General features: G+C 42.8%; 23 protein-coding genes, 1 tRNA gene and 1 pseudogene. 5 read left to right on the top strand and 20 right to left on the bottom strand.

Annotated elements, in window-relative coordinates:
- Positions 1–466, top strand: a pseudogene (locus HT709_RS11955) (choline-binding protein G); the annotation flags it as partial.
- 18 nt (positions 467–484) lie between these two features.
- On the top strand, positions 485–1405 hold the full coding sequence (locus tag HT709_RS09465) for an N-acetylmuramoyl-L-alanine amidase family protein (RefSeq protein ID WP_172925713.1): 921 nt from the start codon (positions 485–487) through the stop codon (positions 1403–1405).
- A 247-nt stretch (positions 1406–1652) separates the two neighbouring features.
- Here the strand turns inward: HT709_RS09465 and ndk are convergent, their stop codons facing one another.
- The 3 genes from ndk to rpoB form a co-directional block, all read right to left on the bottom strand.
- The gene (gene ndk / locus HT709_RS09460) at positions 1653–2066 is read right to left on the bottom strand and encodes a nucleoside-diphosphate kinase (protein WP_172925712.1); all 414 of its coding nucleotides are present in this window, start codon (positions 2064–2066) and stop codon (positions 1653–1655) included.
- A gap of 108 nt (positions 2067–2174) precedes the next feature.
- Positions 2175–5852, bottom strand: a complete 3678-nt coding sequence (rpoC, locus tag HT709_RS09455) for a DNA-directed RNA polymerase subunit beta' (protein WP_172925711.1) — start codon at positions 5850–5852, stop codon at positions 2175–2177.
- A 38-nt stretch (positions 5853–5890) separates the two neighbouring features.
- On the bottom strand, positions 5891–9496 hold the full coding sequence (gene rpoB, locus HT709_RS09450) for a DNA-directed RNA polymerase subunit beta (protein ID WP_172925710.1): 3606 nt from the start codon (positions 9494–9496) through the stop codon (positions 5891–5893).
- A gap of 413 nt (positions 9497–9909) precedes the next feature.
- Here rpoB and HT709_RS09445 point away from each other — a divergent pair.
- A tRNA-Cys gene (locus HT709_RS09445) sits at positions 9910–9980 on the top strand.
- On the opposite strand, the gene HT709_RS12075 is transcribed toward HT709_RS09445, so the two are convergent.
- The 12 genes from HT709_RS12075 to HT709_RS09390 all read right to left on the bottom strand — a co-directional run bounded on the left by HT709_RS12075 (position 9972) and on the right by HT709_RS09390 (position 18978).
- Positions 9972–10106 (bottom strand): hypothetical protein, encoded by a 135-nt coding sequence (locus HT709_RS12075; protein ID WP_259390846.1) that lies wholly within the window; start codon positions 10104–10106, stop codon positions 9972–9974. The genes HT709_RS09445 and HT709_RS12075 overlap by 9 nt on opposite strands.
- 61 nt (positions 10107–10167) lie before the next feature.
- On the bottom strand, positions 10168–11499 hold the full coding sequence (locus tag HT709_RS09440) for a hemolysin family protein (protein WP_172925709.1): 1332 nt from the start codon (positions 11497–11499) through the stop codon (positions 10168–10170).
- 154 nt (positions 11500–11653) lie between these two features.
- The gene (endA, locus tag HT709_RS09435) at positions 11654–12478 is read right to left on the bottom strand and encodes a DNA-entry nuclease EndA (RefSeq protein ID WP_050222256.1); all 825 of its coding nucleotides are present in this window, start codon (positions 12476–12478) and stop codon (positions 11654–11656) included.
- 38 nt (positions 12479–12516) lie between these two features.
- Positions 12517–12705, bottom strand: a complete 189-nt coding sequence (locus tag HT709_RS09430) for a DNA-directed RNA polymerase subunit beta (RefSeq protein ID WP_001036519.1) — start codon at positions 12703–12705, stop codon at positions 12517–12519.
- Positions 12698–13981, bottom strand: a complete 1284-nt coding sequence (murA, locus tag HT709_RS09425; RefSeq protein ID WP_000358021.1) for a UDP-N-acetylglucosamine 1-carboxyvinyltransferase — start codon at positions 13979–13981, stop codon at positions 12698–12700. The genes HT709_RS09430 and murA overlap by 8 nt, the downstream gene beginning before the upstream one ends.
- 23 nt (positions 13982–14004) lie before the next feature.
- A complete protein-coding gene (locus HT709_RS09420) occupies positions 14005–14235 on the bottom strand; it encodes a DUF1146 family protein (RefSeq protein WP_023933289.1) in 231 nt (76 codons plus the stop codon).
- A gap of 57 nt (positions 14236–14292) precedes the next feature.
- Complete coding sequence (locus HT709_RS09415; protein WP_172925708.1) at positions 14293–15330, bottom strand: SepM family pheromone-processing serine protease; 1038 nt, start codon at positions 15328–15330, stop codon at positions 14293–14295.
- Positions 15314–15802, bottom strand: a complete 489-nt coding sequence (gene coaD, locus HT709_RS09410) for a pantetheine-phosphate adenylyltransferase (protein WP_172925707.1) — start codon at positions 15800–15802, stop codon at positions 15314–15316. Before coaD ends, HT709_RS09415 begins: the two co-directional genes overlap by 17 nt.
- Positions 15792–16331 carry a 16S rRNA (guanine(966)-N(2))-methyltransferase RsmD gene (gene rsmD, locus HT709_RS09405; RefSeq protein ID WP_050251651.1) on the bottom strand — a complete coding sequence of 180 codons (540 nt, stop codon included), beginning with the start codon at positions 16329–16331 and terminating at the stop codon, positions 15792–15794. The genes coaD and rsmD overlap by 11 nt, the downstream gene beginning before the upstream one ends.
- Positions 16332–16395: 64 nt before the next feature.
- On the bottom strand, positions 16396–17388 hold the full coding sequence (gene asnA / locus HT709_RS09400; protein ID WP_050223227.1) for an aspartate--ammonia ligase: 993 nt from the start codon (positions 17386–17388) through the stop codon (positions 16396–16398).
- Positions 17389–17499: 111 nt separating this feature from the next.
- The gene (locus tag HT709_RS09395; RefSeq protein WP_023933293.1) at positions 17500–18183 is read right to left on the bottom strand and encodes a Bax inhibitor-1/YccA family protein; all 684 of its coding nucleotides are present in this window, start codon (positions 18181–18183) and stop codon (positions 17500–17502) included.
- A gap of 54 nt (positions 18184–18237) precedes the next feature.
- On the bottom strand, positions 18238–18978 hold the full coding sequence (locus tag HT709_RS09390; protein WP_172925706.1) for an RNA methyltransferase: 741 nt from the start codon (positions 18976–18978) through the stop codon (positions 18238–18240).
- Positions 18979–19011: 33 nt separating this feature from the next.
- On the opposite strand from HT709_RS09390, the gene HT709_RS09385 reads away from it, so the two are divergent.
- Both HT709_RS09385 and yidC read left to right on the top strand, forming a co-directional pair.
- The gene (locus tag HT709_RS09385; RefSeq protein ID WP_001174613.1) at positions 19012–19290 is read left to right on the top strand and encodes an acylphosphatase; all 279 of its coding nucleotides are present in this window, start codon (positions 19012–19014) and stop codon (positions 19288–19290) included.
- A gap of 77 nt (positions 19291–19367) precedes the next feature.
- A complete protein-coding gene (gene yidC, locus HT709_RS09380) occupies positions 19368–20294 on the top strand; it encodes a membrane protein insertase YidC (protein ID WP_000835945.1) in 927 nt (308 codons plus the stop codon).
- Between the two features lie 72 nt (positions 20295–20366).
- Here yidC and pflA read toward each other — a convergent pair whose 3' ends face one another.
- From pflA to HT709_RS09355, 5 genes are all read right to left on the bottom strand, one after another.
- A complete protein-coding gene (gene pflA, locus HT709_RS09375; RefSeq protein WP_001288274.1) occupies positions 20367–21161 on the bottom strand; it encodes a pyruvate formate-lyase-activating protein in 795 nt (264 codons plus the stop codon).
- A gap of 125 nt (positions 21162–21286) precedes the next feature.
- Positions 21287–22537, bottom strand: a complete 1251-nt coding sequence (locus HT709_RS09370) for a diaminopimelate decarboxylase (RefSeq protein ID WP_100104503.1) — start codon at positions 22535–22537, stop codon at positions 21287–21289.
- Positions 22538–22597: 60 nt separating this feature from the next.
- The gene (purR, locus tag HT709_RS09365; protein ID WP_050223230.1) at positions 22598–23425 is read right to left on the bottom strand and encodes a pur operon repressor; all 828 of its coding nucleotides are present in this window, start codon (positions 23423–23425) and stop codon (positions 22598–22600) included.
- 263 nt (positions 23426–23688) lie between these two features.
- A complete protein-coding gene (locus tag HT709_RS09360) occupies positions 23689–24633 on the bottom strand; it encodes a 3'-5' exoribonuclease YhaM family protein (protein WP_050208237.1) in 945 nt (314 codons plus the stop codon).
- Entirely contained in the window at positions 24623–25879 is a 1257-nt protein-coding gene (locus HT709_RS09355) for a DNA recombination protein RmuC (RefSeq protein WP_172925705.1), read from the bottom strand. Before HT709_RS09355 ends, HT709_RS09360 begins: the two co-directional genes overlap by 11 nt.

Below are 25879 nucleotides of genomic sequence, written 5' to 3'. Positions count from 1 at the left end.
AGTTCATACCAATGGGAGTGAGGCAGAACAAATGAATTATGCTGTCAAGTTAAATGAGAAGGCTCTATCTTTCATCTACTCTGTTATTCGAGGGCATTCTATTGATGGTTGGAAATTGATTGGTGGTACTTGGTACTATTATAAGAACAGTACGAAACAAACAGGTTGGCAAAAGATAAATGACACTTGGTACTATCTAGACGCCTCCGGTAAGATGCTCACAGATTGGCAAAAAGTAAATGGGAAATGGTATTATCTGGAAACCTCTGGTTCAATGGCAACAGGTTGGAAATATGTACGAGGCAGATGGTATTACTTAGATAATAAAAATGGAGACATGAAAACCGGTTGGATAAAAGTGGGAGGAAATTGGTATTATCTCAATTCAAGTGGAGCAATGGTTACAGGTAGCCAAACTATTGATGGGAAAGTTTATAATTTCGCTTCATCTGGTGAGTGGATTTAATATTGGAGGTATATATAAATGAAACTTTTGAAAAAAACTATGCAAGCTGGACTAACAGTAATTTTCTTTGGTTTGCTAGCTACGAATACAGTATTTGCAGATAACTCTGAAGGATGGCAGTTTGTCCAAGAAAACGGTAGAACCTATTACAAAAAGGGGGACCTCAAAGAAACGGACTGGCGAGTGATTGATGGGAAGACCTATTATTTTGATTATAATGGCGAAATGGTTGTTGGTTGGCAGTACATTCCAATGCCAGTTAAAGGATATACAATTGGTCCTTACCCTAATGGTATCAGATTAGAAGGTTCCCCAATGCCAGAATGGTACTACTTTGACGAAAATGGAGTGCTACAAGAGTTTGTTGGTTGGCAAGAATTAGAGCTAAAATATTCCTTAACCGTTGGGAAAAAACATGGTGAAGGCTGGGAAGGTCCCGAAGTTCTTAAATTAGCATACTACTACTTTGATCAAGATCATTATTTAAAGACAGGTTGGCTTTATGATCAATCTAACTGGTATTACCTAGCAAAAACAGGAAATTCTGGGAATAAGAATCTTGGTGGTGAAAGACGTGTAGGTTGGATAAATGATGGTTCAGCTTGGTACTATCTAGATTCAGAAACTGGTATCATGCAAACTGGTTGGAAGCAAATTGGCAATAAGTGGTACTACCTCCGTTCATCAGGTGCAATGGCAACAGGTTGGGCTTATGTTGGTAATAACTGGTACTATCTTCGTTCATCAGGTGCAATGTCCACAGGTTGGGTGAAAGATGGTTCAATATGGTACTATCTAAATACAAGTAATGGAGATATGAAAACAGGCTGGTTCCAAATCAATGGTAAATGGTATTATGCCTATGGTTCAGGTGCTCTAGCTGTTAATACCACAGTAGATGGTTACTACGTAAACTATAATGGTGAGTGGGTTAAGTAACGAATGCTAATCGTAACTGTAGTTGATACTTAACTTATTAAAAAGAGCTTTTTTCTACCATTTGTCAACTCTATCAATTTTTAAGAATTAAATGAGTGAAGACAGTAGCTATTCAGTATGTTTATCTACTGTAGTAGGTTGAAGAAAAACTAAGAATGAGAAAGGACGAAGTTAGTCCTTTCTTTTTTATGTGACTATACTTTCTATTCAAATGAGCTTTTAACCGATTGATTGAGCCAATCAACTCTTAAAACCAAAGAGCAATTTCTCGCTTAGCTGACTCTTCTGAATCTGAACCATGTACAACATTTTGGATAGTCTCATTTTCTCCAGCAGCTTTTGCAAAATCAACTCGAATCGTTCCTGGTAAAGCTTCTTCTGGATCAGTTGCACCCATCATGGTCCGCCAAGTTTCGATTACTTTGGGATCAAAAATGATACCTACAAGAACCGGTCCTGAAGTCATAAATTCACGAATCGGTGGGTAAAAACTTTGACCAACCAAGTCCTGATAGTGCTGGTCAATTAACTCTTCTGAAAGCTGTGTACGCAACTCCAATTTTTCAATTGTAAATCCACGTTGTTCGATACGTTTCAACACTTCACCCACTAGTCCTCTTTTTACACCATCTGGTTTAATGATAAAAAATGTTTGTTCCATACCTGTCTCCTTTGTCAGCTTCTTTCTTTTATTTTACCACATTCCATGGAAAAATGGAGAAAGTTTTCAGAAAAGAGAAAGAGAACCCGAAGGCTCTCTCATCTGCTTTTATTCTACTGTTTCTTCCACAGTTTCAACGGCAGTATCCACAACTACTTCTGTTGTTTCTTCATTTCCTTCTTCCTCTACTGGAGGATTAAGGTATTCTTCTTCGTTGACAGCATGTGGTTCAAGGTTACGGTAACGAGCCATACCAGTACCTGCTGGGATGATCTTACCGATGATAACATTTTCTTTAAGTCCAAGGAGATGGTCTTTCTTACCACGGATAGCCGCGTCTGTAAGGACACGAGTTGTTTCCTGGAAGGAAGCCGCTGACAAGAAACTGTTGGTTTCAAGTGAGGCTTTGGTAATTCCCATGAGGACTGGTCGACCAGTCGCTGGAACTCCACCTGAGATAAGAACATCTTTGTTAGCATCTGTAAAGTCATTGATATCCATGAGGGTACCCATGAGAAGATCTGTGTCACCTGGATCCATGACACGGACTTTACGGATCATTTGACGAACCATTACCTCGATGTGTTTGTCACCGATTTCTACCCCTTGGCTACGGTAAACTTTTTGTACTTCACCGAGAAGATAAGTTTCAACTGACAAGACATCACGGACTGCAAGGAGACGTTTTGGTTGGATAGAACCTTCTGTAAGAGCAGCACCACGCGCTACTTGGTCCCCAACTTCTACACGCATACGAGCTGTAAATGGAACGACGTACTCACCTTCACCAGTTTCGCCCTTAACAAAGACTTTCTTGGTACGAGTTGATGCATCTTCTTCGATAGCGGTAACTTGTCCTTTAACCTCTGTGATAACCGCTTCCCCTTTAGGATTGCGGGCTTCAAAGATTTCTTGGACACGAGGAAGACCCTGAGTGATATCGGTATTTGAGGCAACCCCACCCGTGTGGAAGGTACGCATTGTAAGCTGTGTACCAGGTTCCCCGATAGATTGGGCAGCGATTGTACCAACTGCTTCACCAACTTCAACCGCATCACCAGTCGCCAAGTTGATACCGTAACAGTGACGGCAGACACCGTGACGAGTATTACATGTAAATACGGAACGGATAGTCACTTCTTCCACACCAGCATTAACAATTTCACGCGCCTTGTCTTCTGTGATCAATTCATTTGGACCAATGATCACTGCACCAGTTTCTGGATGTTTAACAGTTTTCTTAGTGTAACGACCATTGAGACGCTCTTCGAGAGACTCGATCATCTCTTTTCCTTCTGCGATAGAGCGGATCAAGAGACCACGGTCAGTTCCACAGTCGTCCTCACGGATGATAACGTCTTGGGCAACGTCAACCAAACGACGAGTCAAGTAACCTGAGTCGGCTGTCTTAAGGGCCGTATCGGTCATACCTTTACGGGCACCGTGAGTTGAGAAGAACATTTCGAGTACTGACAAACCTTCGCGGAAGTTTGAAAGGATTGGCAATTCCATGATACGTCCGTTCGGAGCAGCCATCAGACCACGCATACCGGCAAGCTGTGAGAAGTTTGAGATGTTACCACGGGCTCCAGAGTCCATCATCATAACGATTGGGTTCTTAGGATCTTGGTTGGCAATCAAGCGTTTCTCAAGTTTTTCACGGGCAGCACGCCATTCAGCTGTAACGGCATTGTAACGCTCGTCGTCCGTGATCATACCACGACGGAATTGTTTTGTGATCTGTTCTACACGTTTATGTGATTCTTCAATGATTTCAGCCTTGTCATCAACGACTGGGATATCGGCAATACCCACTGTCAATCCTGCAAGAGTTGAGTGGTGGTAACCGAGATTCTTCATACGGTCAAGTAGGGCAGAAGTTTCTGTCGTACGGAAACGTTTGAAGATTTCAGCGATGATATTTCCAAGGTTTTTCTTCTTGAATGGAGGGTTGAGTTCAAGATTACTGATAGCTTCCTTGATATCTCCACTAAGTGGCAAGAAGTATTTAGCTGGAACGCCTTCTGTCAAGTTGGCATTGTTTGGTTCTTGCAAGTATGGTAACCCCTCTGGCATAATGTCGTTGAAGAGGATTTTACCAACGGTTGTAAGCAAGACCTTGTGTTTTTGCTCTTCTGTCCATGGTTTGTTAAGGCTATCTGTTGCGATACCAACACGTGAGTGAAGGTGAACATAACCATTACGGTAAGCCATAACCGCTTCGTCACGGTCTTTGAAGACCATTCCTTCACCTTCACGACCAGCTTCTTCCATAGTCAAGTAGTAGTTACCCAAAACCATGTCCTGAGATGGAGTAACAACTGGTTTACCATCTTTCGGGTTCAAGATATGCTCAGCAGCGAGCATCAAAATACGAGCTTCTGCTTGGGCTTCTTCTGAAAGCGGTACGTGGATGGCCATTTGGTCCCCGTCAAAGTCGGCATTGTAGGCTTCACAGACAAGTGGGTGCAAGCGAAGGGCCTTACCATCAATCAAGACTGGCTCAAAGGCTTGGATACCCAAACGGTGAAGGGTCGGTGCGCGGTTCAAAAGCACTGGGTGTTCTTTAATCACTTCTTCAAGGATATCCCAGATACGCTCATCTCCGCGTTCCACCAAGCGTTTAGCTGCTTTGACGTTTTGCACGATATCACGGGCAACGATTTCACGCATGACGAATGGTTTAAAGAGCTCAATTGCCATTTCACGTGGCACACCACATTGGTACATCTTAAGAGTTGGACCAACGGCGATAACGGAACGTCCTGAGAAGTCAACACGTTTACCGAGCAAGTTTTGACGGAAGCGTCCTTGTTTCCCTTTAAGCATGTGGCTCAATGATTTCAGCGGACGGCTACCTGGTCCTGTGATTGGACGACCACGACGACCATTGTCAATCAAAGCATCAACCGCTTCTTGAAGCATACGCTTCTCATTTTGAACGATGATACCAGGCGCATTCAACTCAAGCAAACGAGCCAAACGGTTGTTACGGTTGATAACACGGCGGTAAAGGTCATTCAAGTCAGATGAGGCAAAACGGCCACCATCCAACTGCAACATTGGACGAAGATCTGGTGGGATAACCGGAAGGATGTTAAGAATCATCCATTCAGGTTTGTTTCCAGACTTGTAAAAGGCATCCAAAACATCCAAACGACGGATGGCTTTGACACGTTTTTGTCCAGTAGCTGTTTTCAATTCTTCTTTGAGTTCAGCAATTTCTTTTTCAAGATCTACTTGCTTCAAAAGGTCTTGGATGGCTTCGGCACCCATCTTGGCAACAAATGAACCATAACCATATTCACGCAAGCGCTCTCGGTATTCGCGCTCTGTCATGATAGACTTGTGCTCCAGTGGTGTATCCTTAGGATCAATCACCACATAAGCCGCAAAGTAGATCACTTCCTCGAGGGCACGAGGGCTCATATCAAGGGTCAAGCCCATACGGCTTGGAATCCCCTTGAAGTACCAGATGTGAGATACAGGAGCTTTCAACTCGATGTGCCCCATACGCTCACGACGAACTTTTGTACGCGTTACTTCAACCCCACAACGGTCACAAACAATTCCTCTGTAACGAATGCGTTTGTACTTACCACAAGCACATTCCCAGTCTTTTGTAGGACCAAAGATAACTTCATCAAAGAGTCCTTCACGTTCTGGTTTCAAGGTACGGTAATTGATTGTTTCAGGTTTTTTGACTTCTCCATAAGACCATGAACGGACTTTGCTTGGAGAAGCTAGGGTGATTTGCATACTTTTAAAACGATTTACATCAACCACTATTTCTTCCCTTTCTATTCTAAGTGAACTGCTTATTCTTATTCAGCAGCTTCTTCTGTTGCTTCCGCTTTTGTTGCTTTCTCTGCTTCTTCAGCTTCAAAGGCTGCTTTAGCCTCTTGGGCTGCTTTTTCGCGGGCTTTTTCAAGGTCATCTACGTGGATGACATCTTCGTCCATTCCTTCATCCAAGTCGCGAAGTTCCACTTCTTGGTCATCTTCGTCTAGGACACGCATGTCAAGACCAAGAGATTGTAATTCTTTGACAAGAACTCGGAAGGATTCTGGAACACCTGGTTTTGGAATTGGTTTTCCTTTTGTAATGGCTTCATAAGCTTTCAAACGTCCGTTGATATCGTCAGACTTGTAAGTCAAGATTTCTTGAAGGACATTTGATGCACCATAGGCTTCAAGAGCCCAAACCTCCATCTCACCGAAACGTTGTCCACCAAACTGAGCTTTACCTCCAAGTGGTTGTTGGGTAACAGTTGAGTAAGGTCCGACAGAACGCGCATGCAATTTATCGTCAACCATGTGGTGGAGTTTGATCATGTACATGACTCCGACAGAAACACGGTTATCAAACGGTTCCCCAGTACGTCCATCGTAAAGGATTGTTTTGGCATCGCTATCCATACCAGCTTCTTTAACAGTTGACCAAAGGTCTTCAGAACTTGCTCCGTCAAAGACTGGTGTTGCGATGTGAATACCAAGAGTACGAGCAGCCATACCAAGGTGAAGCTCCATAACCTGACCGATATTCATACGTGATGGCACCCCAAGTGGGTTCAACATGATATCGACTGGAGTTCCATCTGGAAGGTAAGGCATGTCTTCTACAGGAACGATACGAGAGACAACCCCTTTATTTCCGTGACGTCCGGCCATCTTATCTCCGACCTTGATCTTACGTTTTTGAGCGATGTAGACGCGAACCAGCATGTTGACACCTGATTGCAACTCATCTCCATTTGCACGTGTAAAGATCTTAACATCACGAACGACACCATCGGCACCGTGTGGTACACGAAGAGAAGTGTCACGCACTTCACGAGACTTGTCTCCGAAGATAGCGTGCAAAAGACGTTCTTCAGCCGAAAGGTCTTTCTCACCCTTAGGTGTTACTTTACCTACAAGGATATCGCCTTCTTTAACCTCAGCACCGATACGGATAATACCCATTTCGTCAAGGTCTTTAAGGGCATCTTCACCAACGTTTGGAATTTCACGAGTAATTTCTTCAGGCCCAAGCTTTGTATCGCGCGTTTCTGATTCGTATTCTTCAAGGTGAACAGATGTGTAGACATCGTCTTTAACCAAGCGTTCGCTCATGATAACGGCATCCTCGAAGTTATAACCTTCCCAAGTCATGTAGGCAACGATTGGGTTTTGTCCAAGCGCCATTTCTCCATTTTCCATGGAAGGTCCGTCAGCGATGAAATCGCCTTTTTCAACGACATCACCAACTTTTACTAGAGTGCGTTGGTTGTAAGCAGTACCTGAGTTTGAACGACGGAATTTTTGGATATGGTAAACGTCCAATGAACCATCTTCACGACGAACTTCTACCTTGTCAGCATCTGCGTAAGTAACTTTACCATCATACTGAGCAATCACGGCCGCTCCAGAGTCGTGGGCTGCTTGGTATTCCATACCAGTACCAACGTAAGGTGCCTGAGGATTGATCAATGGCACAGCCTGACGTTGCATGTTTGCTCCCATGAGGGCACGGTTGGAGTCATCGTTTTCCAAGAAAGGAATACATGCTGTCGCAACGGCAACTACCTGTTTTGGTGATACGTCCATGTAGTCAACAACATTAGCTGGATACTCTTGGTTGACCCCTTGGTGACGTCCCATGACAATCTTCTCAGCAAAGGTTCCATCTTCATTAAGACGAGAGTTGGCCTGTGCTACAGTAAATTCATCTTCTTCATCGGCTGTCAACCAAACGATTTCATTCGTAACGACACCTGTTTCGCGGTCAACTTTACGGTATGGTGTTTGAACAAAACCATATTTGTTCAAGTGTCCGTAAGATGACAAGTTATTGATCAAACCGATGTTAGGTCCTTCAGGTGTCTCGATTGGACACATACGACCGTAGTGAGTGTAGTGCACGTCACGTACTTCATATCCAGCGCGGTCACGTGTCAAACCACCAGGTCCTAAGGCTGACAAACGGCGTTTGTGAGACAACTCAGAAAGCGGGTTGTGTTGGTCCATGAACTGTGACAACTGTGATGAACCAAAGAATTCTTTCACCGCAGCTGTTACAGGACGGATATTGATGATTTGTTGTGGTGTCAAGACTTCGTTGTCCTGAACAGACATACGTTCACGGACATTACGTTCCATACGAGAAAGACCAAGACGTACTTGGTTGGCAAGCAATTCACCAACCGCACGGATACGACGATTCCCAAGATGGTCGATGTCATCCACACGGCCAAGTCCTTCAGCCAAGTTGAGGAAATAGCTCATCTCAGCAAGAATATCTGCAGGAGTGACGATACGAACCTTGTCATCTGGATTGGCATTACCAATGATCGTTACAACACGGTCTGGATCAGTTGGAGCAACAACCTTGAATTTTTGAAGAACAACTGGCTCAGTCACAACAGCTGCATCATTTGGAATGTAAACAATCTTGTTCAAGTCACCATCCAAATGGCTTTCAATGCTTTCAATCACGCTACGAGTCATAACAGTTCCAGCTTCTACCAAGATTTCTCCTGTTTCAGGATCTACCAATGGCTCAGCAATTGTTTGGTTGAGCAAACGTGTTTTAACATTGAGTTTTTTATTGATCTTGTAACGACCGACAGCTGCCAAGTCATAGCGACGTGGGTCAAAGAAACGAGCTACAAGCAAGCTACGTGAGCTTTCAGCAGTCTTAGGCTCACCTGGACGAAGGCGTTCGTAAATTTCTTTCAAGGCTTCGTCTGTACGAGAATCCATTGGGTTCTTGTGGATATCTTTTTCAACAGTGTTGCGAACCAATTCGCTATCACCAAAGATATCAAAAATTTCATCATCACCTGAGAAACCAAGGGCACGAACCAAGGTCGTAAATGGAATCTTACGAGTACGGTCGATACGAGTGTAGGCAATATCTTTTGAGTCGCTTTCAAGTTCCAACCAAGCTCCACGGTTAGGGATAACAGTTGAACCGTAGCCCACTTTACCGTTCTTATCAACTTTATCGTTAAAGTAAACACCTGGTGAGCGGACCAACTGAGATACGATGATCCGTTCACCACCATTGATGATGAAAGTACCCATTTCTGTCATGATTGGGAAATCACCAAAGAAAACTTCTTGGGTCTTGATTTCGCCTGTTTCTTTATTGATCAAGCGGAAGGTTACAAAAATTGGTGCTGAGTAGCTAGCATCGTGGATACGAGCTTCTTCTAGCGTGTATTTTGGTTCCTTGATTTCATATCCAACAAATTCCAACTCCATTGTGTCTGTGAAGTTTGAAATTGGCAATACATCTTCAAACACTTCCTTAAGACCGTGGTCTAGGAAATCTTTGAATGAGTCAGTTTGAATTTCAATCAAATTTGGTAAGTCAAGAACTTCTTTGATTCTTGAAAAACTACGACGGGTACGATGTTTCCCGTATTGAACGTCATGTCCTGCCAAGATGATTCTCCTTTGTAAATAAGTTCCAAGCCTTGTCAATTAGGCTTTCTAATCGTCATATGGTTGTAAAACCCTTATCACCGTGTCCTCTTGACGAATTTTCAGAATCTTTAAGTCTTTGTTACAAACACACAAAATCCTGAAAAAAAGCACAAAAAGAGCAGCTAAATCTGACTTTTTCAGAAGATTTAACTGCTGTGAGCCTTGTCTGGACAATATTTCAGACAAAACCTACGACAAATGATTACTCATATTATACCCTATTTAGCTAGATTTTTCAAGGGGATTCAGTAGTTTTTTGGTAATTTTTTCCCATAGAAAACTTGGCATCACATTCGAATCACACTATGATACAAAAAACTGAAAAAGCTATTGACTGAAAATCATTTTCAAGGTATAATAAGAAACGTTAAGGCGGTATAGCCAAGTGGTAAGGCACGGCTCTGCAAAAGCTTGATCGTCGGTTCAAATCCGTCTACCGCCTTCTATAACTTGATTTATCAGGTTTCAAATGAACAGAAAGCCCAATTTGAAGGGCTTTTTTATTTTTTCTTCTGATAAATACGGATAATTTTGAAAAACTTTTGGGGCAAAGTTCTTTCCATGACATAATTCCCTCATGAAATCAACTGAAAAAAGCTTCGTCACGTATGGTGACAAAAGCCTCTAGTTTACTCTGTTTCTTCTTCTATTTCGACTTCTGTAATTTGGACTTTTACCTTGGTAACACGTCCATTTTTCACTTTATCATTGGTTAAGATAAGTTGTTTGTTTTGGCTGACCAATTCATAGCTGAGTTTCTCAGTCGTCGGAATGGTCCCCACTCCTGTCAAATAATAACCAGCGATGGTATCAACGTCATCACTTTCCAGTTCAACATCAAAGTAATTATTGAAATCATTGAGGGTCATAGTTCCTTGAACAATGTAGGTATCCTCACCAATCTGATGAACATCTATTGCTGCTTTGTCCGTTTCATCATCAATTTCACCAACAATTTCCTCTAAGAGGTCTTCCAAAGTCACCAAACCAGCCATACCACCGTATTCATCCAGCAAGATTGCCATTTGTCTTTGGGTATTGCGCAATTCTTTTAGCAAGTCATCCACAAAAATAGTTTCAGGTACAAAAAGTGGATCTTGTAAGATTTTCTTCCAAACAATATTATCAAAACCATCCACAAAACCAGCCTTAAGGAGACTCTTGGTGTGAATGATTCCAATTACATTGTCCTTATCCCCATCGTAAACTGGTATACGGGAAAAGTTTTGTTTTAAAATACTTTGGATAATGGCTTGACTATCATCCTGAATATCCACCATAAAGGCATCCGTCCGAGGAACCATAACCTCTCGTGCCATTAATTCATCGAGCGAAAAGACACCTTGTAGCATCTCAATCTCATCAGCATCCAATGTTTCTTCACTATTTGTCAGCATATAGGCAATTTCATCACGGGTCATCTTTTCATCCGCATCATCGAATGACATAGGAGTCAAATGGCTCAAGAAATTGGTCGAAGCAGCTAAAAGCCAAACAAAAGGACTGACTAGTTTTCCGATCCCAATGATAACCGGCGCTGTACGAATTGCCAAGGCATCCTTTAGATTAAGAGCGATTCTCTTAGGATATAATTCCCCAAAAACGATGGAAATATAGGTCAAAAATGCTAAGGATAGAAAAGTTGCCACGGCTTGTGCTGTTTCGCCATTCCCAAGCCAAGAGGCAATCACACGTCCTAGAGTATCAGCCAAACTCGCCCCTGATAAGATCGTAATCAGGGTAATCCCTACTTGAATGGTTGATAAAAAGTGATTAGGATTTTCTAGTACCTTCAGCAGACGAATATAGCGTCTATCTCCTTCTTCTGCCTTTTGTTCAACACGTGCACGGTTTAGTGACACCATGGCCATTTCTGTGGCTGAGAAAAAGGAATTTAATACCGTCAAGATAAACAATAAAACAAATTGTAGCAACAAATTCTGACTACTTGGGTCTTCCATAGTTCTTCTCCTAAAATAGTATCTTGTCACTTATTATATCACAAAATTTAATCCAGTACATATTATTTTTTTCTTAGTACCTATTCTAGCCCTGCTTAAACTAGTAATAAAGAACCCCTACATCCACAAGTGACATAGGAGTTTATTTTGTATTTTACTGAGTAACAGTGACTTCTCCAGTTCGGTAATCCAGTTGAAGCCCCTTTTGAACATTGGGAACTAGAACATTAAATTCCAATTCTCCATCTGAAGACTTGGCTTCAATCTGTGAAGCTGAAGGAACTAAATCCTCGTTTGAAGCGTAGTAAAGGGTTACACGGTAACGGACACGCTTGTTTTGGTCCAAGGCTTTACGCACCTTACTTTCATAGTAGTTTTGACCAGTCGAATCCTCGGCCTGCGCCTGATTTGCCCAGGCTGTCTGAACAGCAATGTTTTTAGGATTGCTTGTCGAGGCATCAAAACCATCCAAACCACCGATTAAGGCATAGCCTAACAGATGACCTCTATCGACTGCATGGGTATAAGAGCCCTTTAGATTCTTGACCTGATGCCAGCCTGGAGGAGTCCATGAAGTCGAACCATTCCCAGTTTCTTCACGATTCTTGTACTGACGAGTAGCCTTAGACAAGAGGGCATTAGCCACGGTTGGTACGGTCTCCTTGCCCACCGTCTTTGTTTTATTATCAGCGTAGGGCTTACTTGAAACCTTGGCATTTAGGTTTGTTTTATTACCATTGACGATAAAAGCACCTGATCCGTTCCACTCCAGACTCCCTTTTACTTGGTTTTTGACTGCGTCTGTTAAGACACTCTCTGCCAATGCTTGACTAGGAGCTTCAGACGCTTGTTTTTTCTGACTAAGCTTGGTTTTAGGACTATTAGGTGCCGACTGCATCTGCTTGATATAATAGCTCCCTGTAGACAAAAGCAATAACACTAGCAGTCCGATTAGTGTCTGTCTTGTTTTTTTGTTCATATTTCTCCTTATCTTTAGAAAAAGGCTGGTTCTCCAGCCTAATTTCCTGTAAATTTATGAATCAATTCCTGCCATTTTGCTGGAGACAGGATAGCCCATGGATCTTGACCCTTGCCCAAGATTCCATAACCTACCATTAAACCGATTCCTAGAGCCAGAGTACCTAAAATCAGTACTATGATGACTAAAAGTAAACGCTTGACTACGTAGCTTGATTTCTTATTCATCTTCATCACTTGCCTCAATCCGCTGAATCTTAGCACCTAGCTGCGCCAACTTCTCATGGAAACCGTAGTAACCTCTATCCAAGTGAACCAATTTACCGACCACAGTTTCTCCCTGTGCTACCAAACCTGTCAAAATCAAGGCTGCACTGGCACGAAGGTCAGTAGAAAGAACTTCCGCTCCCTGCAAAGGTTGACCACCAACAATACGAGCTGTATCACGGATAATCTCAGAATGCAAGCCCATGCGACGCATTTCTTCTAGATGTTGGAAACGATTTTCGAAAACTGTCTCCACCATAGTTGATTCCCCTTTTGCGACTGTCATCAAGGCTGTAAATTGAGCCTGCATATCTGTTGGAAATCCTGGGTGGGGCAAGGTTTTCACATGAACAGCTTTTAGATTTTCTAGTTGAGAGCGAACGCGAATTCCTTCCGTCTCCTCCGTCACTTCCACTCCCATTTCAAGCAATTTGGCAATCAAGGGACGGTTGTGCTCCCAGACAGCATCTTTAATCAAGACATCACCACCAGTCATGGCAGCAGCTACCATAAAGGTTCCTGCTTCGATACGGTCTTGGACTACATTGTGAGTCGTACCATGAAGTTTCTCAACACCGGTAATGGTAATGGTCTCTGTACCAGCACCCTTAACCTTAGCTCCCATTTCATTAAGGAGAATGGCTAGGTCAACAATCTCAGGCTCACGCGCAGCATTTTCAATCACTGTCATCCCATCAGCTAGGGTCGCTGCCATCATCAAGTTCTGCGTTGCACCAACACTTGGAAAGTCCATATAGATATGAGCGCCATGCAAGCGTTCTGCCTTGGCTTCGATGTAACCAGCTGTCTGACTAATCTTAACCCCCATAGCTTCCAGACCTTTCAAATGAAGATCAATAGGACGGCTACCAATGGTACAACCACCTGGCATGGATACCTTGGCATGACCCACACGGGCAAGGATTGGCCCTAATACAACGATGGAGGCGCGCATCTTGCTGACATACTTGTAAGGGGCTTCCTCAGTGATGTCGCCAGTAGCATCCACCTCAACAAGATGGGCTTCCTCATCAAAGTCAACCTTGGCATTCAAACCACCAACCACCTGATTCATAATAAAGACATCCGACAAGATCGGTACATTCTGTAAGACTGTCTTTCCTTCACTTGCTAGAATAGTCGCTGCCAACAAGGGCAAGACTGCATTCTTTGCTCCTTCGATGGTTACACTTCCTACCAGACGATTATCGCCACCTTGAACCACAATTTTGTCCATACTCGTTTCCTTTACTCTTGATTTTATAATAATCCTCTAAGCGCTTCTTGCCACAAATGATACAGGCTGATAAAGAAAGAACTCAAGATATAGCCCATTACAATGCTGAAAAAACCTACTAATAAACGAACTTTTCTTGTATTCTCAGCTGTCACTTTTAAAACCTTTTCCCATCTAACAAGATCCTTTAAAAGGTAAAAACTCACATAAATAAAGAGCATGTGACTGCTTAGAGTGAATAATAATTGAACCATTTGACTATTATACCATCTTCTCTGTTTGTGCGCTAGTTTGGAAACTTCACTTAAAAACTAGGGATTGTTTTTCAAGTAATCAATTGCATCTTGTAGGGTTTTAACGGGCACGATTTTCATATCTGTCTTGATTGTTTTGGATGCTTCTAGGGCTGTTTGGTAGTTGTTTTTTGCATCCGGGTGTGCTTTTTGTTCTTCTTCGCTAACAGGATTATCAGGGGCAAAGAAAATAGCGGCACCTGCCCTAGCCGAAGCTACAACTTTTTTATCAATACCTCCAATATCCCCCACATTCCCATCGCGGTCAATGGTACCTGTACCAGCAACAATACGACCATTACGAAGATCTGGGTGAGCTATTTGAGTATAGATAGCTAGACTAAACATGAGACCAGCACTTGGGCCGCCAATACCAGCTGTTGAAAAACTAATTGGGACATTGCTGGTTACCTCTGTACGATCAATCAAGCCGATTCCAATCCCATTTTTTCCATTTTCCAAGCTGATAATCTTTCCTTCTGCAGACTTGGTTTGCCCATCCTCTTCATAGGTCACCTTGACGGAGTCCCCTAATTGTTGAGAACTGACGTAATCAATCAAGTCCTTGGAACTATCAAAGGTCTGATCATTGACTGCTGTGACCGTATCAGAGATATTGAGAATCCCTTTAAAGGTTGAATTATCCGTCACATTCAAGACATAAACCCCAAAGTACTTGAGCTCGATATCCTTACCAGCTGTTTTTAGACCTTGATACTTGGCCATATTTTGTGATGTTTGCATGTAGAATTGATTGATCCGCATAAATTCAACATCGGAAGAGCCACCTGTAGTCTCTTGGGCACTACGAATATCTGTAAAAGGCGTCAACCACGCATAAATCATATGAGCTAAAGTGGCATGTTGAACACCAACCGTAACGAATTGATAGGCACCAGCTTCCTTATCTTCTGTGTCATTTACTTTAAGGACTTGGCGAATATCTTCCGAACCACCTGGAACCTCTATATAATAAGGCAAGGGCACTACAAATGCCAAGAAAGTCACAATCAAGGCCGCAATGACGTATAAGGGCCATCTAATCTTTTTTTTCATTTCTTATTTCCTCCAAAATACTCTCGGGAACATAGCAGGCAATATCCTGACCAAACTTCAAAAGCTCTCTAACGCCTGATGAACTGATATAGAGATGTTCAGGTCGACTATGTAAATAAATAGTCTCTATATCAGGAGACAGCTGATGGTTGTAGTAATCAAAACTGGCTTCGTATTGCAAATCCGACGCATTTCTCAAGCCTCGCACTAGACAAGTAGCACCCAGTCTTTTCGCAACATCGACCACCAATTCATCATGAGAAGACACGACTGCAACATTTTCCAAATGTTTCACAGACTTTTCTAGCCCCCGTTTACGATTTTCGATAGGGAGAAATCCTTGTTTGTGGGGATTAAAAAAAATACCAACATAGAGCTTATCAAAAAGTCTGCTCGCCCGTTCAATCATATCCAGATGCCCATTTGTCATCGGATCAAATGAGCCTGTGAATAAGCCAATCTTATCTGACATAGACTGTCACCTTACTAATTCCATAAATCTTTTCCTTCCAGATACCCAGGCAGGCAATTTCTTCTGGAAGTTCAACGGCCTTATCCGTCTCACACACAACCATGACATCTTCAGAAAAAAGCTCTCTCTCAGCCATTTTTTCAATATCTGCTACCATTTGTTCCTTGGCATAAGGAGGGTCTAAGAAAATAAGGTCAAATTCCCCAGATACCTGCTCCAATGCCCTTTCTGCATCCATCTTGAGGAGTTGAAATTTTCCAACATCCTTGGTCATCTGGATATTTTCAGCCACGATGGTCTGAGCCTTACGGTCTCGCTCCACCAAAACAGCGCTGGACATGCCACGCGATACTGCTTCGATAGATAAACCACCACTACCTGCATAAAGGTCCAAGACTCGTCCCCCTTCAAAGTAGGGACCAATCATGTTAAAAATGGCGCCCCTAACCTTATCTGAAGTAGGCCTTGTCGTCTTGCCCTCTAGTGTCTTGAGGGGACGTCCCCCATAGATTCCTGATACGATTTTCATACTGTTTATTATACCAAATTATAGACAAAAAGAGAAAGAAAACCGAACCTTGCGGTTCGATTCTCTACAAAATATTTTCGTAAGTATCGCGGACTTCTTGAGGCCAAACACTTGTTTGCACTTCTCCGATGTGTCTCTTGCGAAGTAGGAACATGGCCATACGAGATTGTCCAATTCCTCCACCGATTGTCAATGGGAATAGGCCATTCAATAGAGCCTTGTGCCATTCCAATTCCAAGCGGTCTTCATCACCTGTGATGGCAACCTGACGGCGAAGGGTTTCTTCATCTACACGAATCCCCATAGAAGACAACTCAAAGGCTCCACCCAGAGATTCATTCCAGACAAGAATATCACCATTTAGACCCTTGTAGCCATTTTCAGACTCGCTTGTCCAGTCATCATAGTCTGGTGCACGTCCATCGTGCGGTTTACCATCTGGCAACTCGCCACCGATACCAATCAAAAAGACGGCTCCAAATTCTTTACAAATCGCATTTTCACGTTCTTTCGGTGTCAAGTCTGGGTAGCGTTCTACCAATTCTTCTGTATGAATAAAGGTGATTTGTTTTGGCAAGATAGACTCGATGTCATAACGGGCTTCAACAGCTAGCTCAGTCAGGCGAATAGCCTTATAAATCTTCTCAACTGTTTCTTTTAGATAAACGATGTTACGCTTACCATTTGGGATAACCTTCTCCCAGTCCCACTGGTCAACATAAACAGAGTGGGTTGCATCCAAGGAATCCTCATCTGGACGAAGGGCCTTCATGTGGACGAAAAGACCTTCCCCTTCACCGAAACCAAAGCGAGCCAAGGTGTGGCGTTTCCATTTAGCAAGGGAGTGCACCACTTCATAAGTAGCATCAGGGATTTGGAGAACCTTGACCGATACGGCATTCTCCACACCTGATAAGTTGTCCTGCATCCCATCACCGACCCTACTCAAGATAGGACCTTGAACTTCGACAACTTCTAACTTATCTTTCAAATACTGGGTAAAAGTATTTTTGACAAAGGAAATTTCTTCTTGTTGGTGAATAAAACTTTTCTTCATAGGCTACTCCTCAAAAATTAGTTAAAAACATTATACACCTATTTCCAAGAAAAGAAAAGAGAAAATTTAAAAAAAATCAGTGTCACTCAAAACACTGATTTTATAGACCTTTTAATCATTACGACCAAAGATACGTAAAATACTTAGGAAGAGATTGATAAAATCAAGATAGATACTGAGAGCCATTGACACCACCCAGCCTGTCGCTACACGACCTTGCGATTGTTCATAGACAAGGCGAATTTTTTGGTTATCCCAAGCAATCAGTCCTGAGAAAACCAAGACCATGGCTACGCTAATCATATAATCAAAGAAACCGCTAGACAAGAAAATATTGACTATCATAGCAATAATCAAACCGATCAGAGCCGCCATCATAGCTCGACCAAGACCGCTCAAATCTTTCTTGGTGAAGATACCAACTGCAGCCATGACAAAGAAGAGAAGGGCGCTCGATACAAAGGCAGATAAAACTGTACCCGGAGTATAGAAGGCTACCACAAAACTAAGGGTAAAACCGTTTAAAACAGAGTATAGCAAAAATACTGGAAGAGCAGCTGGACTATTTCTTGAAGCCATGCTACTGGCAACGAAAACCAAGGCCAATTCTGCAAAGGTTGCAATGGTCAACCAGAGACGCCCCTGCATCAAAAAGTAGAGCAACTGAGACTGAAAGACCGTCAACATAAGGCCTGATACCAAAGCAGATAGTCCGATTCCCAGACCAACAAAGGCATATACCTTAGCGTAAAATTGATTGAGACCTACACGGTCATGTATAATAGTGTGATTCATCTTTTCTCCTTTTCTATGAACATCTTTCCTTGATTATAACAAAAAAAGTTAAAATTAGCTTAAATGGAAAATCAAAATACCAGCTGCAATGGCAACATTCAAACTCTCCGCCTGCCCCTTCATGCTAATATGGACCAACTGGTCTGCACTTTCAGCCATAAGGGGACTAATTCCTTGGCCCTCATTTCCCATGACTAGTACAAAATTTTCTATAGGAGGCAGTTCTCTGTAATCAACAGAATCTTTAGATAGGGTTGTAGCTAGCACAGGGATAGCTGCCTCTTTGGTTTCCTTAAGGAGCGCTTGGCTAGTCATCCGGTAAATAGGCAGATGAAAATGACTGCCTTGCATGGAACGTAAGGTCTTGAGACTGTAGATATCTGCCGATTTATCTGAAACAATCACTCCTGTAAAGCCTGCTGCATCCGCAGTTCGAATGATGGTTCCTACATTACCAGGATCTTGCACATCTTCCAAAAACAAGAACTTGCCCTGACTAAAGTCAGCTTGTCCTACTTCTTCTTTTTGAACCATCGCAACGATTCCCTGTGGAGTCTGAGAATCCGCCAAATCTAGTAAAATATCCTCTGACACCCAGATAGTTTGCGGAAAAGCAGCTAACTGATTTCGGTAACTTTCTAGGGCAAAGATTTTCTCAATCGTCACTCCAGCTTGGACAGCTTCTTCAAACAAGTGCCAGCCTTCAATCAAATAGGCAGACTTGCGGTATTTTTTTTGGTGTAATTTCTTAGCATTTTTTACCACAGAATTGGCTTTTGAGGTTATAATAGTCATAGAAATATTATAACACAATCAAAGGGGTTTGGTATGCAAAAGGTTAGAATGATTGCCCAAGGTAGGGTGCAGGGAGTCGGCTTTCGTTGGGGTGTTTATAGCCTGGCCCTTGAAATCGGTGGCATCACAGGTCGGGTATGGAATAACGACGATGGCACAGTGGAAATCTTAGCCCAAGCAGACTCATCTGCTATCATGGCAAAATTTATCCAAGAAATCCGAAAAGGACCGACACCTTTTTCAAAAGTAAGCTACTTAGATGTCAAACTAAGCAACTTTCCTCCCTACTCTGACTTTAAAATCGCAAATTAGGTCTCCAGAACTATTGTATATTTTGTAAAAAAACAGTAGAATAGAAAGGTATAATTTTTAAAGAAGGAATAAAAACAGTGAAATCTATTAAACGTTTTGCATTCTCGGCTATGGGAGTGGCTATGTTGCTTGTCTTGACTGGCTGTGTCAATGTCGATAAAACCACAGGTCAGCCAACAGGATTTATTTGGAATACGATCGGAGCGCCTATGGCTGAAGCTATCAAGTACTTCGCTACTGATCAAGGTCTAGGCTTTGGTGTCGCTATCATCATCGTAACCATTATCGTGCGCTTGATTATCTTGCCACTTGGTATCTACCAATCATGGAAGGCAACGCTTCACTCTGAAAAGATGAATGCCCTCAAGCACGTCCTTGAGCCACACCAAACTCGTCTCAAAGAAGCAACTACTCAAGAAGAAAAACTCGAAGCCCAACAAGCTCTCTTTGCCGCTCAAAAAGAGCATGGCATCAGCATGTTTGGTGGTGTAGGATGTTTCCCTATCCTCCTTCAAATGCCTTTCTTCTCTGCTATCTACTTTGCTGCCCAACATACTGAAGGTGTTGCTCAAGCAAGCTACCTAGGAATTCCTCTAGGTTCTCCAAGTATGATTTTGGTTGCCTTCGCTGGTGTCCTTTACTATCTTCAATCGCTCCTTTCACTTCACGGAGTAGAAGATGAAATGCAAAGAGAACAAATTAAAAAAATGATTTACATGAGCCCACTCATGATCGTCGTCTTCTCCCTCTTCTCACCAGCCAGTGTTACACTTTACTGGGTTGTCGGTGGTTTCATGATGATTCTCCAACAGTTTATCGTCAACTATATCGTTCGTCCAAAACTTCGCAAAAAAGTCCGTGAAGAACTAGCCAAGAACCCACCAAAAGCAAGTGCTTTCTCAACACCAAATGGACGAAAAGACGTTACCCCTGAACAACCAACTGCTATCACAAGCAAGAAAAAACACAAAAATCGCAACGCTGGAAAACAACGTTCGAGATAAGAAGAAAGGCTTAGCTGATTTGCTAAGTCTTTTTGCAAGTCAAAAGCCCGATGTTTCCATCAGGCTTCTTTTCTATCCATGTACACGTTTCGTATAGTCTTGGTAACTTTCGGTATCCATGAGTTGTTTAGCGTTCTTAACGCGGTCTGCTGTTGGTGGTTTAACCCCTTCGAGGGAATAGGGAATTCCCAATTCACGCCATTTAAACTCACCCATGGTGTGATAAGGCAGAATTTCAAACTTATCCACATTTTTAAGAGTCTTGACGAACTTACCAAGTTCAATCAAGTCATCGTCTCTGTCTGTCAATCCTGGAACTAGCACGTGGCGAATCCAGACAGGTTTTCCAATATCTGATAGATACTGGGCACAGGCCAAGATATTTTTATTGGTTTGGCTAGTAACAATCTTGTGCTGTTCTTCGTTGATTTCCTTGATATCTAAGAGAACCAAGTCAGTGACAGCCATGAGTTTGTCAAACTTTTCAAGGTAACGTGGTTTATTACGGAAAGGAAGGGCACAGGTGTCCAAGGTACAGTGGATTCCTTGTTCCTTAGCCTTGGTGAAAAGGGCAATCAGGAAATCAATCTGCAAGAGGGCTTCTCCTCCGCTGACTGTAATCCCGCCCTTATTTCCCCAGAAACCACGGTAGCGCAAGGCTTCTGTCAAGACATCATCTACCGTCCGTTCACGTGATTTATTGGACTCCATAGCCCAAGTATCTGGGTTATGGCAATACTGGCAACGCATGTGACAGCCCTGTAAAAAGACAATAAAGCGAATACCAGGGCCATCTACCGCCCCAAAACTTTCTGTCGAATGCACCATTCCTGTCACTTGTCCATAATCAATTGTTTCTTCAGACATATCGTCACCTTCCTTGAAAACGTTTTATAGTTTTATTATATCACGACTTGAAGGAAAAACAAGATTTTTACCTATTTTTTAGAAAGCAATCTGTTTTTCAATTTCATTTTCAATCTATTCTCAGATTATTCTTCAAAATCAAAACCATACAAGGTTGCAAAATAGTCTTCAGGGCGCTCTGCACGGCGGATTTGACGGGCTTTGCCTTCTTCAGTATAAAGGATTTCCGCAGAACGAAGTTTGGCATTGTACTGGTAGCCCATTGAAAAACCGTGGGCACCTGTATCATGAATGACCAGCAAATCACCGATTTCTGTATAAGGCAGTTCGCGATTGACTGCAAATTTATCATTGTTTTCACAGAGTGAACCAACCACATCTACCACTTCAGCTGGTCCATCTGGATGAGTCATGTTGCTAATATGGTGATAGGCTCCGTACATAGCTGGACGCATGAGGTTGACTGCTGATGCATCCACACCTAGATAGGTACGGTAGGTTTTCTTCTTATGAGTGACTCTTGTGACTAAAGCACCGTGAGGTGCCAGCATAAAACGACCCAATTCGGTGAAAATCTTGACCTGACCAAGACCTGCTGGCGTAAGAACCTCTTCATACACCTTACGAACTCCCTCACCAATCAAGGCGATATCATTTGGCTCCTGCTCAGGACGATAGTTGACTCCAATACCCCCGGAAAGATTGATAAAGTCTAGTGAAATACCCAGCTTTTCCTTGATTTCAACAGCCAATTCAAAAAGCTGACGCGCCAACTCTGGATAATAGAGATGGGTGACAGTATTGGATGCTAGAAAGGAGTGAATCCCAAAAGTCTTGGCTCCTTTTTCCTTCAAGATGGCAAAGGATTCAAAGAGTTGGTCCTTGGTCATACCAAACTTAGCCTCCCCAGGATTATCCATAATGTCTGTCCCCAGTTCAAAAACGCCTCCAGGATTATAACGACATGAGATGATTTCTGGAATGCCTGCTGCTCGCTCCAAATGTTCAATATCTTCAAAGGCATCCAAGTTAATGATCGCACCCAATTCACGCGCATAGGCATATTCCTTATCTGGCGTATTGTTTGAAGAGAACATAATCTCAGAACCAGGGAAATCCAGTTTATGGCTCATCAAAAGCTCTACGTAACTAGAGCAGTCCACACCACAGCCTTCCTCTTGGATAATTTTCAAAATAGCTGGGGTTGGAGTAGCCTTAACTGCAAAATATTCCTTAAAGCCCTTGTTCCACGAAAAGGCTTGGTTGACGGCTCTTGCCTTCTCACGAATTCCCTTCTCATCATATAAGTGAAAGGGAGTTGGGAACTCGGCTACAATCGCTTCTAAGTCTTCTTTATTAATAAATGGTGTTTTCATAAGTTTCCTTCTATTCTATTTGCAAAGAAAGGCTGGGACAACCGTTCCAACCTTTATCCTTTATTCTTCTGTGTCAAAAATATTACCAATCTCAACATCGATGGCTTGGTTCTTGACATCAATATTGGTTACCTTCAAGAGTGACTTGTAGTCAAACTGCTTTTCACGTTCTTCTTGGGCATTGTCCGCAAAGACCGCTACACCTGCCAATTCTGAGTCGAATTCGCGCAAGAGACTAATCATCCCATTGACAGTTCCGCCGCCTTTCAAGAAGTCATCCACAATCAAGACACGGCTACCTGCCTTGAGACTCCGTTTTGAAAGGAACATTTTCTCGATACGGTCACCACTTGAACCGGATACATAGTTGACGCTAACCGTTGAACCTTCGGTAATTTTCAGGTCACGGCGCACAATGACAAAAGGGACATTGAGGACATTGGCAACTGCATTTGCAAGTGGCACACCCTTGGTTGCTACTGTCATAACCGCGTCAATTTTTTGATCCATAAAGCTCTTGGCAATAATGCGACCAATATTTTTCAAGATAGCTGGTGTGCTAAGTAAATCAGACAGGTAGATGTAGCCACCTGGCAAGATACGGTCACTTTCTGACAACTTGGCACGCAAGTCTTCAACCATTTCCTTAGCATCATGGTTTGAGATTGATGGTGTAAAGATAACACCTCCGCCAGCCCCAGTCACAGTCTGGATGTGACCGATTTCGATTTCCTCAAAGGCGCGTTTGATAATGACGATATCTTCTGAGATGGATGATTTAGCAGATTCATACTTTTCAGCAAAAGTATTGAGACTAGTTAGTTTATAAGGATGATTAATCAAATAGTTGGAAATGACAACCATCCGATCACTTCTTCTTAATTTCATTTCTATTTCCTATTCCATTTTTATTCAAAAAATCAAAAAGCAAACTAGAAAGCTGGTCACTGGTGGTTCAAAACACTGTTTTGAGATTGTCGATAGAACTGACAAATCCTGTAATATACCTGCATATATACATACGACAAGGCGATACTACCCTAGTTTGAAGAGATTTTCGAAAAGTATTCATTTTTGTCTTTTACTTATTATACCATATTCACAGAAAAAAACGAACATTCTTATTCTAAAAAATGTCCATTTTTCTTAAATTATAAATCTAAACCTGGTTTATAGAAGGAACGATTGTCCATAGCGAAGATTTTATTGGTCATCTCTCCTTTATCCACCAAAGCCAGAGCTGTTGACATCATCATCATGCTGGCATCCAGATTGTCAATCATATGGATAATCTCTGCTTCCATAATGCGTGGACGGACTGGACTTCCATACTCAAGTAAGCCGTGGTGACTGAGAATGACGTGGCGGAGCAAAACGACTTCTTCCTTGGTATCATCAATGCCGAGCTCCATAACTGTCTTGGTAATTTCACTATCAATGAGAGCGATATGTCCAAGAAGATTGCCTCGCACTGTATACTCAGTCTGTTCTGGTCCCGTCAACTCGATAACTTTGGCCAAGTCATGTAGCATAATTCCCGCATAGAGCAGGCTCTTATTGAGCCGAGGATAAATATTGCTAATGGCATCTGCCAAGCGCACCATGGTCGCCGTATGATAGGCCAAGCCTGTTTCAAAGGCATGGTGGTTGGTCTTGGCTGCTGGATAGGAGTAGAATTCCTTATCATACTTGGTGTAGAGATTTCGGACAATCCGTTGCCAGACAGGATTTTCAATTTTGAAAATCATTTGCGACATGTAGTCACGAATTTCCTTGATATCAACCGGTGGCTTGACCTTGAAATCAACTGGGTCATTGGGTTCACCAGCTTGCGGCAGGCGGAGAGTGATTTGATTGACCTGTGGAGTGTTGTTATAAACTTCTCGGCGCCCTTTCATGTAGACAACCCTACCTGCGGTAAAGGCCTCAATGTTATGAGGTTGGGCATCCCAGAGCTTCCCCTCAATCTCGCCACTATCATCTTGGAAGGTAAAGGCTAGGTAGTTTTTCCCAGCTCGAGTTTGCCTCAGGTCAGCTGATTTGATTAAGTAAAAACCTTCAAACAGCTCATCTTTTTTCATGTGACTAATCTTCATATTCTTCCTCATTTTCTTGGAAATGGAGTAGATCAAGCGCAGGCTCACCTTCTGACAACTCAATGTGACGGAGCGTCCGCTCGATAGCTGTGGTACGACGGTTTAATAATTCATCAATATTGCCAGAGGCATGTTGGAGATGTTTTTGTGCCTTTACCAGAATACCACCAAACTTGCCAAACTCGGTCTTGACGCTGGCAAGAGTATTACTGATATGGTCGGCACTCTTTTGGATATTGAGAGTTTTGAATCCAACTGATAGGGAGTTAAGAAGGGCTGATAGGGTACTTGGACCTGCAACAATAATCTGCTCTTCCCGCCTCAAATCATCAAAGAAGACAGGATTGCGGACAATTTCTGAGTAGAGACCTTCTGTCGGGACAAACAAAACTCCAAAATTGGTCGTCCGAGGTGGTGCTATGTACTTGCTCTTAATATCCTTTGCAAAGCGTTTGACGCTGGCTAGGAGCGACTTACGACAGCGTTCGATTTCGTCCTTGTCACCTGCTTCATAGGCTTCTTCTAAGCGATAATAATCTGCCAGTGGAAACTTAGAGTCAATCGGTAAGTAGACATATTCTTGGTCGCCTTGTCCGGGTAACTTGATGGCATACTCCACTCGTTCACTGGAGTTTTCAACTGTTGCGTATTCTCGTTCGTACTGGGCAGGGGTCATGATATCCTCGATGATTTGCCCCAGTTGCAATTCTCCCAGAATCCCTCGTGTCTTGGTTCCAGAGAGAACCTTGTTGAGGGCGCCGACATCGCGGGCAACTGTCTGCATTTCCCCCAGGCCACGATTGACCGACTCCAGTTGTTTGGAAACTGTCTCAAAGGAAGCCTGCAAGCGTGTCTGCAAGGTCTTTTCTAGTTTTTCCTCGACTGTCTGGCGCATTTGTTCCAAACGTTGCTCGTTTGATTCCTGCAAGGCTTGGAGACGTTGGTCGGTCTTATCTCTGGTTTGGAGGAGATTATCTGTCATTTCTTGACGGACTTGCGTCAGACCTTGGTGCAATTCGATTCGCACTTCTTGCAAACGGTCGCTGACAGCTACTTCCAAGTCTTTTTGATCTAACTGCCTGGCTTGTCTGGCTTGTTCAAAACGGTAATCCAACTGGTCTGACAAGTGATCTGCCTGATCCTCCAAGCTCTTGCTGAGATGTTTTTCCTGCTTATCTTGTCTTTGCCAAATCAGAAAGAGGCCAGCTAGGTTGGCAATCAATAATAGAACAAGTAAACTTTCCAT

This window comes from Streptococcus sp. 1343 (assembly GCF_013277355.1).
Taxonomy (GTDB): domain Bacteria; phylum Bacillota; class Bacilli; order Lactobacillales; family Streptococcaceae; genus Streptococcus; species Streptococcus pseudopneumoniae.
This window is presented reverse-complemented; position numbering and strand designations above follow the sequence as displayed.

What these genes read in the sequence shown, in the direction of transcription:
- HT709_RS09355 (WP_172925705.1), bottom strand. Translation starts at nt 25,879, where the DNA reads ATGGAAAGTTTACTTGTTCTATTATTGATTGCCAACCTAGCTGGCCTC.
- murA (WP_000358021.1), bottom strand. Translation starts at nt 13,981, where the DNA reads ATGGACAAAATTGTGGTTCAAGGTGGCGATAATCGTCTGGTAGGAAGT.
- HT709_RS09430 (WP_001036519.1), bottom strand. Translation starts at nt 12,705, where the DNA reads ATGAATAAGAAATCAAGCTACGTAGTCAAGCGTTTACTTTTAGTCATC.
- purR (WP_050223230.1), bottom strand. Translation starts at nt 23,425, where the DNA reads ATGAAATTAAGAAGAAGTGATCGGATGGTTGTCATTTCCAACTATTTG.
- HT709_RS09415 (WP_172925708.1), bottom strand. Translation starts at nt 15,330, where the DNA reads ATGAAAAAAAAGATTAGATGGCCCTTATACGTCATTGCGGCCTTGATT.
- coaD (WP_172925707.1), bottom strand. Translation starts at nt 15,802, where the DNA reads ATGTCAGATAAGATTGGCTTATTCACAGGCTCATTTGATCCGATGACA.
- pflA (WP_001288274.1), bottom strand. Translation starts at nt 21,161, where the DNA reads ATGTCTGAAGAAACAATTGATTATGGACAAGTGACAGGAATGGTGCAT.
- HT709_RS09440 (WP_172925709.1), bottom strand. Translation starts at nt 11,499, where the DNA reads ATGGAAGACCCAAGTAGTCAGAATTTGTTGCTACAATTTGTTTTATTG.
- HT709_RS09385 (WP_001174613.1), top strand. Translation starts at nt 19,012, where the DNA reads ATGCAAAAGGTTAGAATGATTGCCCAAGGTAGGGTGCAGGGAGTCGGC.
- HT709_RS09465 (WP_172925713.1), top strand. Translation starts at nt 485, where the DNA reads ATGAAACTTTTGAAAAAAACTATGCAAGCTGGACTAACAGTAATTTTC.
- HT709_RS09360 (WP_050208237.1), bottom strand. Translation starts at nt 24,633, where the DNA reads ATGAAGATTAGTCACATGAAAAAAGATGAGCTGTTTGAAGGTTTTTAC.
- HT709_RS09370 (WP_100104503.1), bottom strand. Translation starts at nt 22,537, where the DNA reads ATGAAAACACCATTTATTAATAAAGAAGACTTAGAAGCGATTGTAGCC.
- ndk (WP_172925712.1), bottom strand. Translation starts at nt 2,066, where the DNA reads ATGGAACAAACATTTTTTATCATTAAACCAGATGGTGTAAAAAGAGGA.
- HT709_RS09420 (WP_023933289.1), bottom strand. Translation starts at nt 14,235, where the DNA reads ATGGTTCAATTATTATTCACTCTAAGCAGTCACATGCTCTTTATTTAT.
- endA (WP_050222256.1), bottom strand. Translation starts at nt 12,478, where the DNA reads ATGAACAAAAAAACAAGACAGACACTAATCGGACTGCTAGTGTTATTG.
- HT709_RS09390 (WP_172925706.1), bottom strand. Translation starts at nt 18,978, where the DNA reads ATGACTATTATAACCTCAAAAGCCAATTCTGTGGTAAAAAATGCTAAG.
- asnA (WP_050223227.1), bottom strand. Translation starts at nt 17,388, where the DNA reads ATGAAGAAAAGTTTTATTCACCAACAAGAAGAAATTTCCTTTGTCAAA.
- HT709_RS12075 (WP_259390846.1), bottom strand. Translation starts at nt 10,106, where the DNA reads ATGTCATGGAAAGAACTTTGCCCCAAAAGTTTTTCAAAATTATCCGTA.
- rsmD (WP_050251651.1), bottom strand. Translation starts at nt 16,331, where the DNA reads ATGAAAATCGTATCAGGAATCTATGGGGGACGTCCCCTCAAGACACTA.
- HT709_RS09395 (WP_023933293.1), bottom strand. Translation starts at nt 18,183, where the DNA reads ATGAATCACACTATTATACATGACCGTGTAGGTCTCAATCAATTTTAC.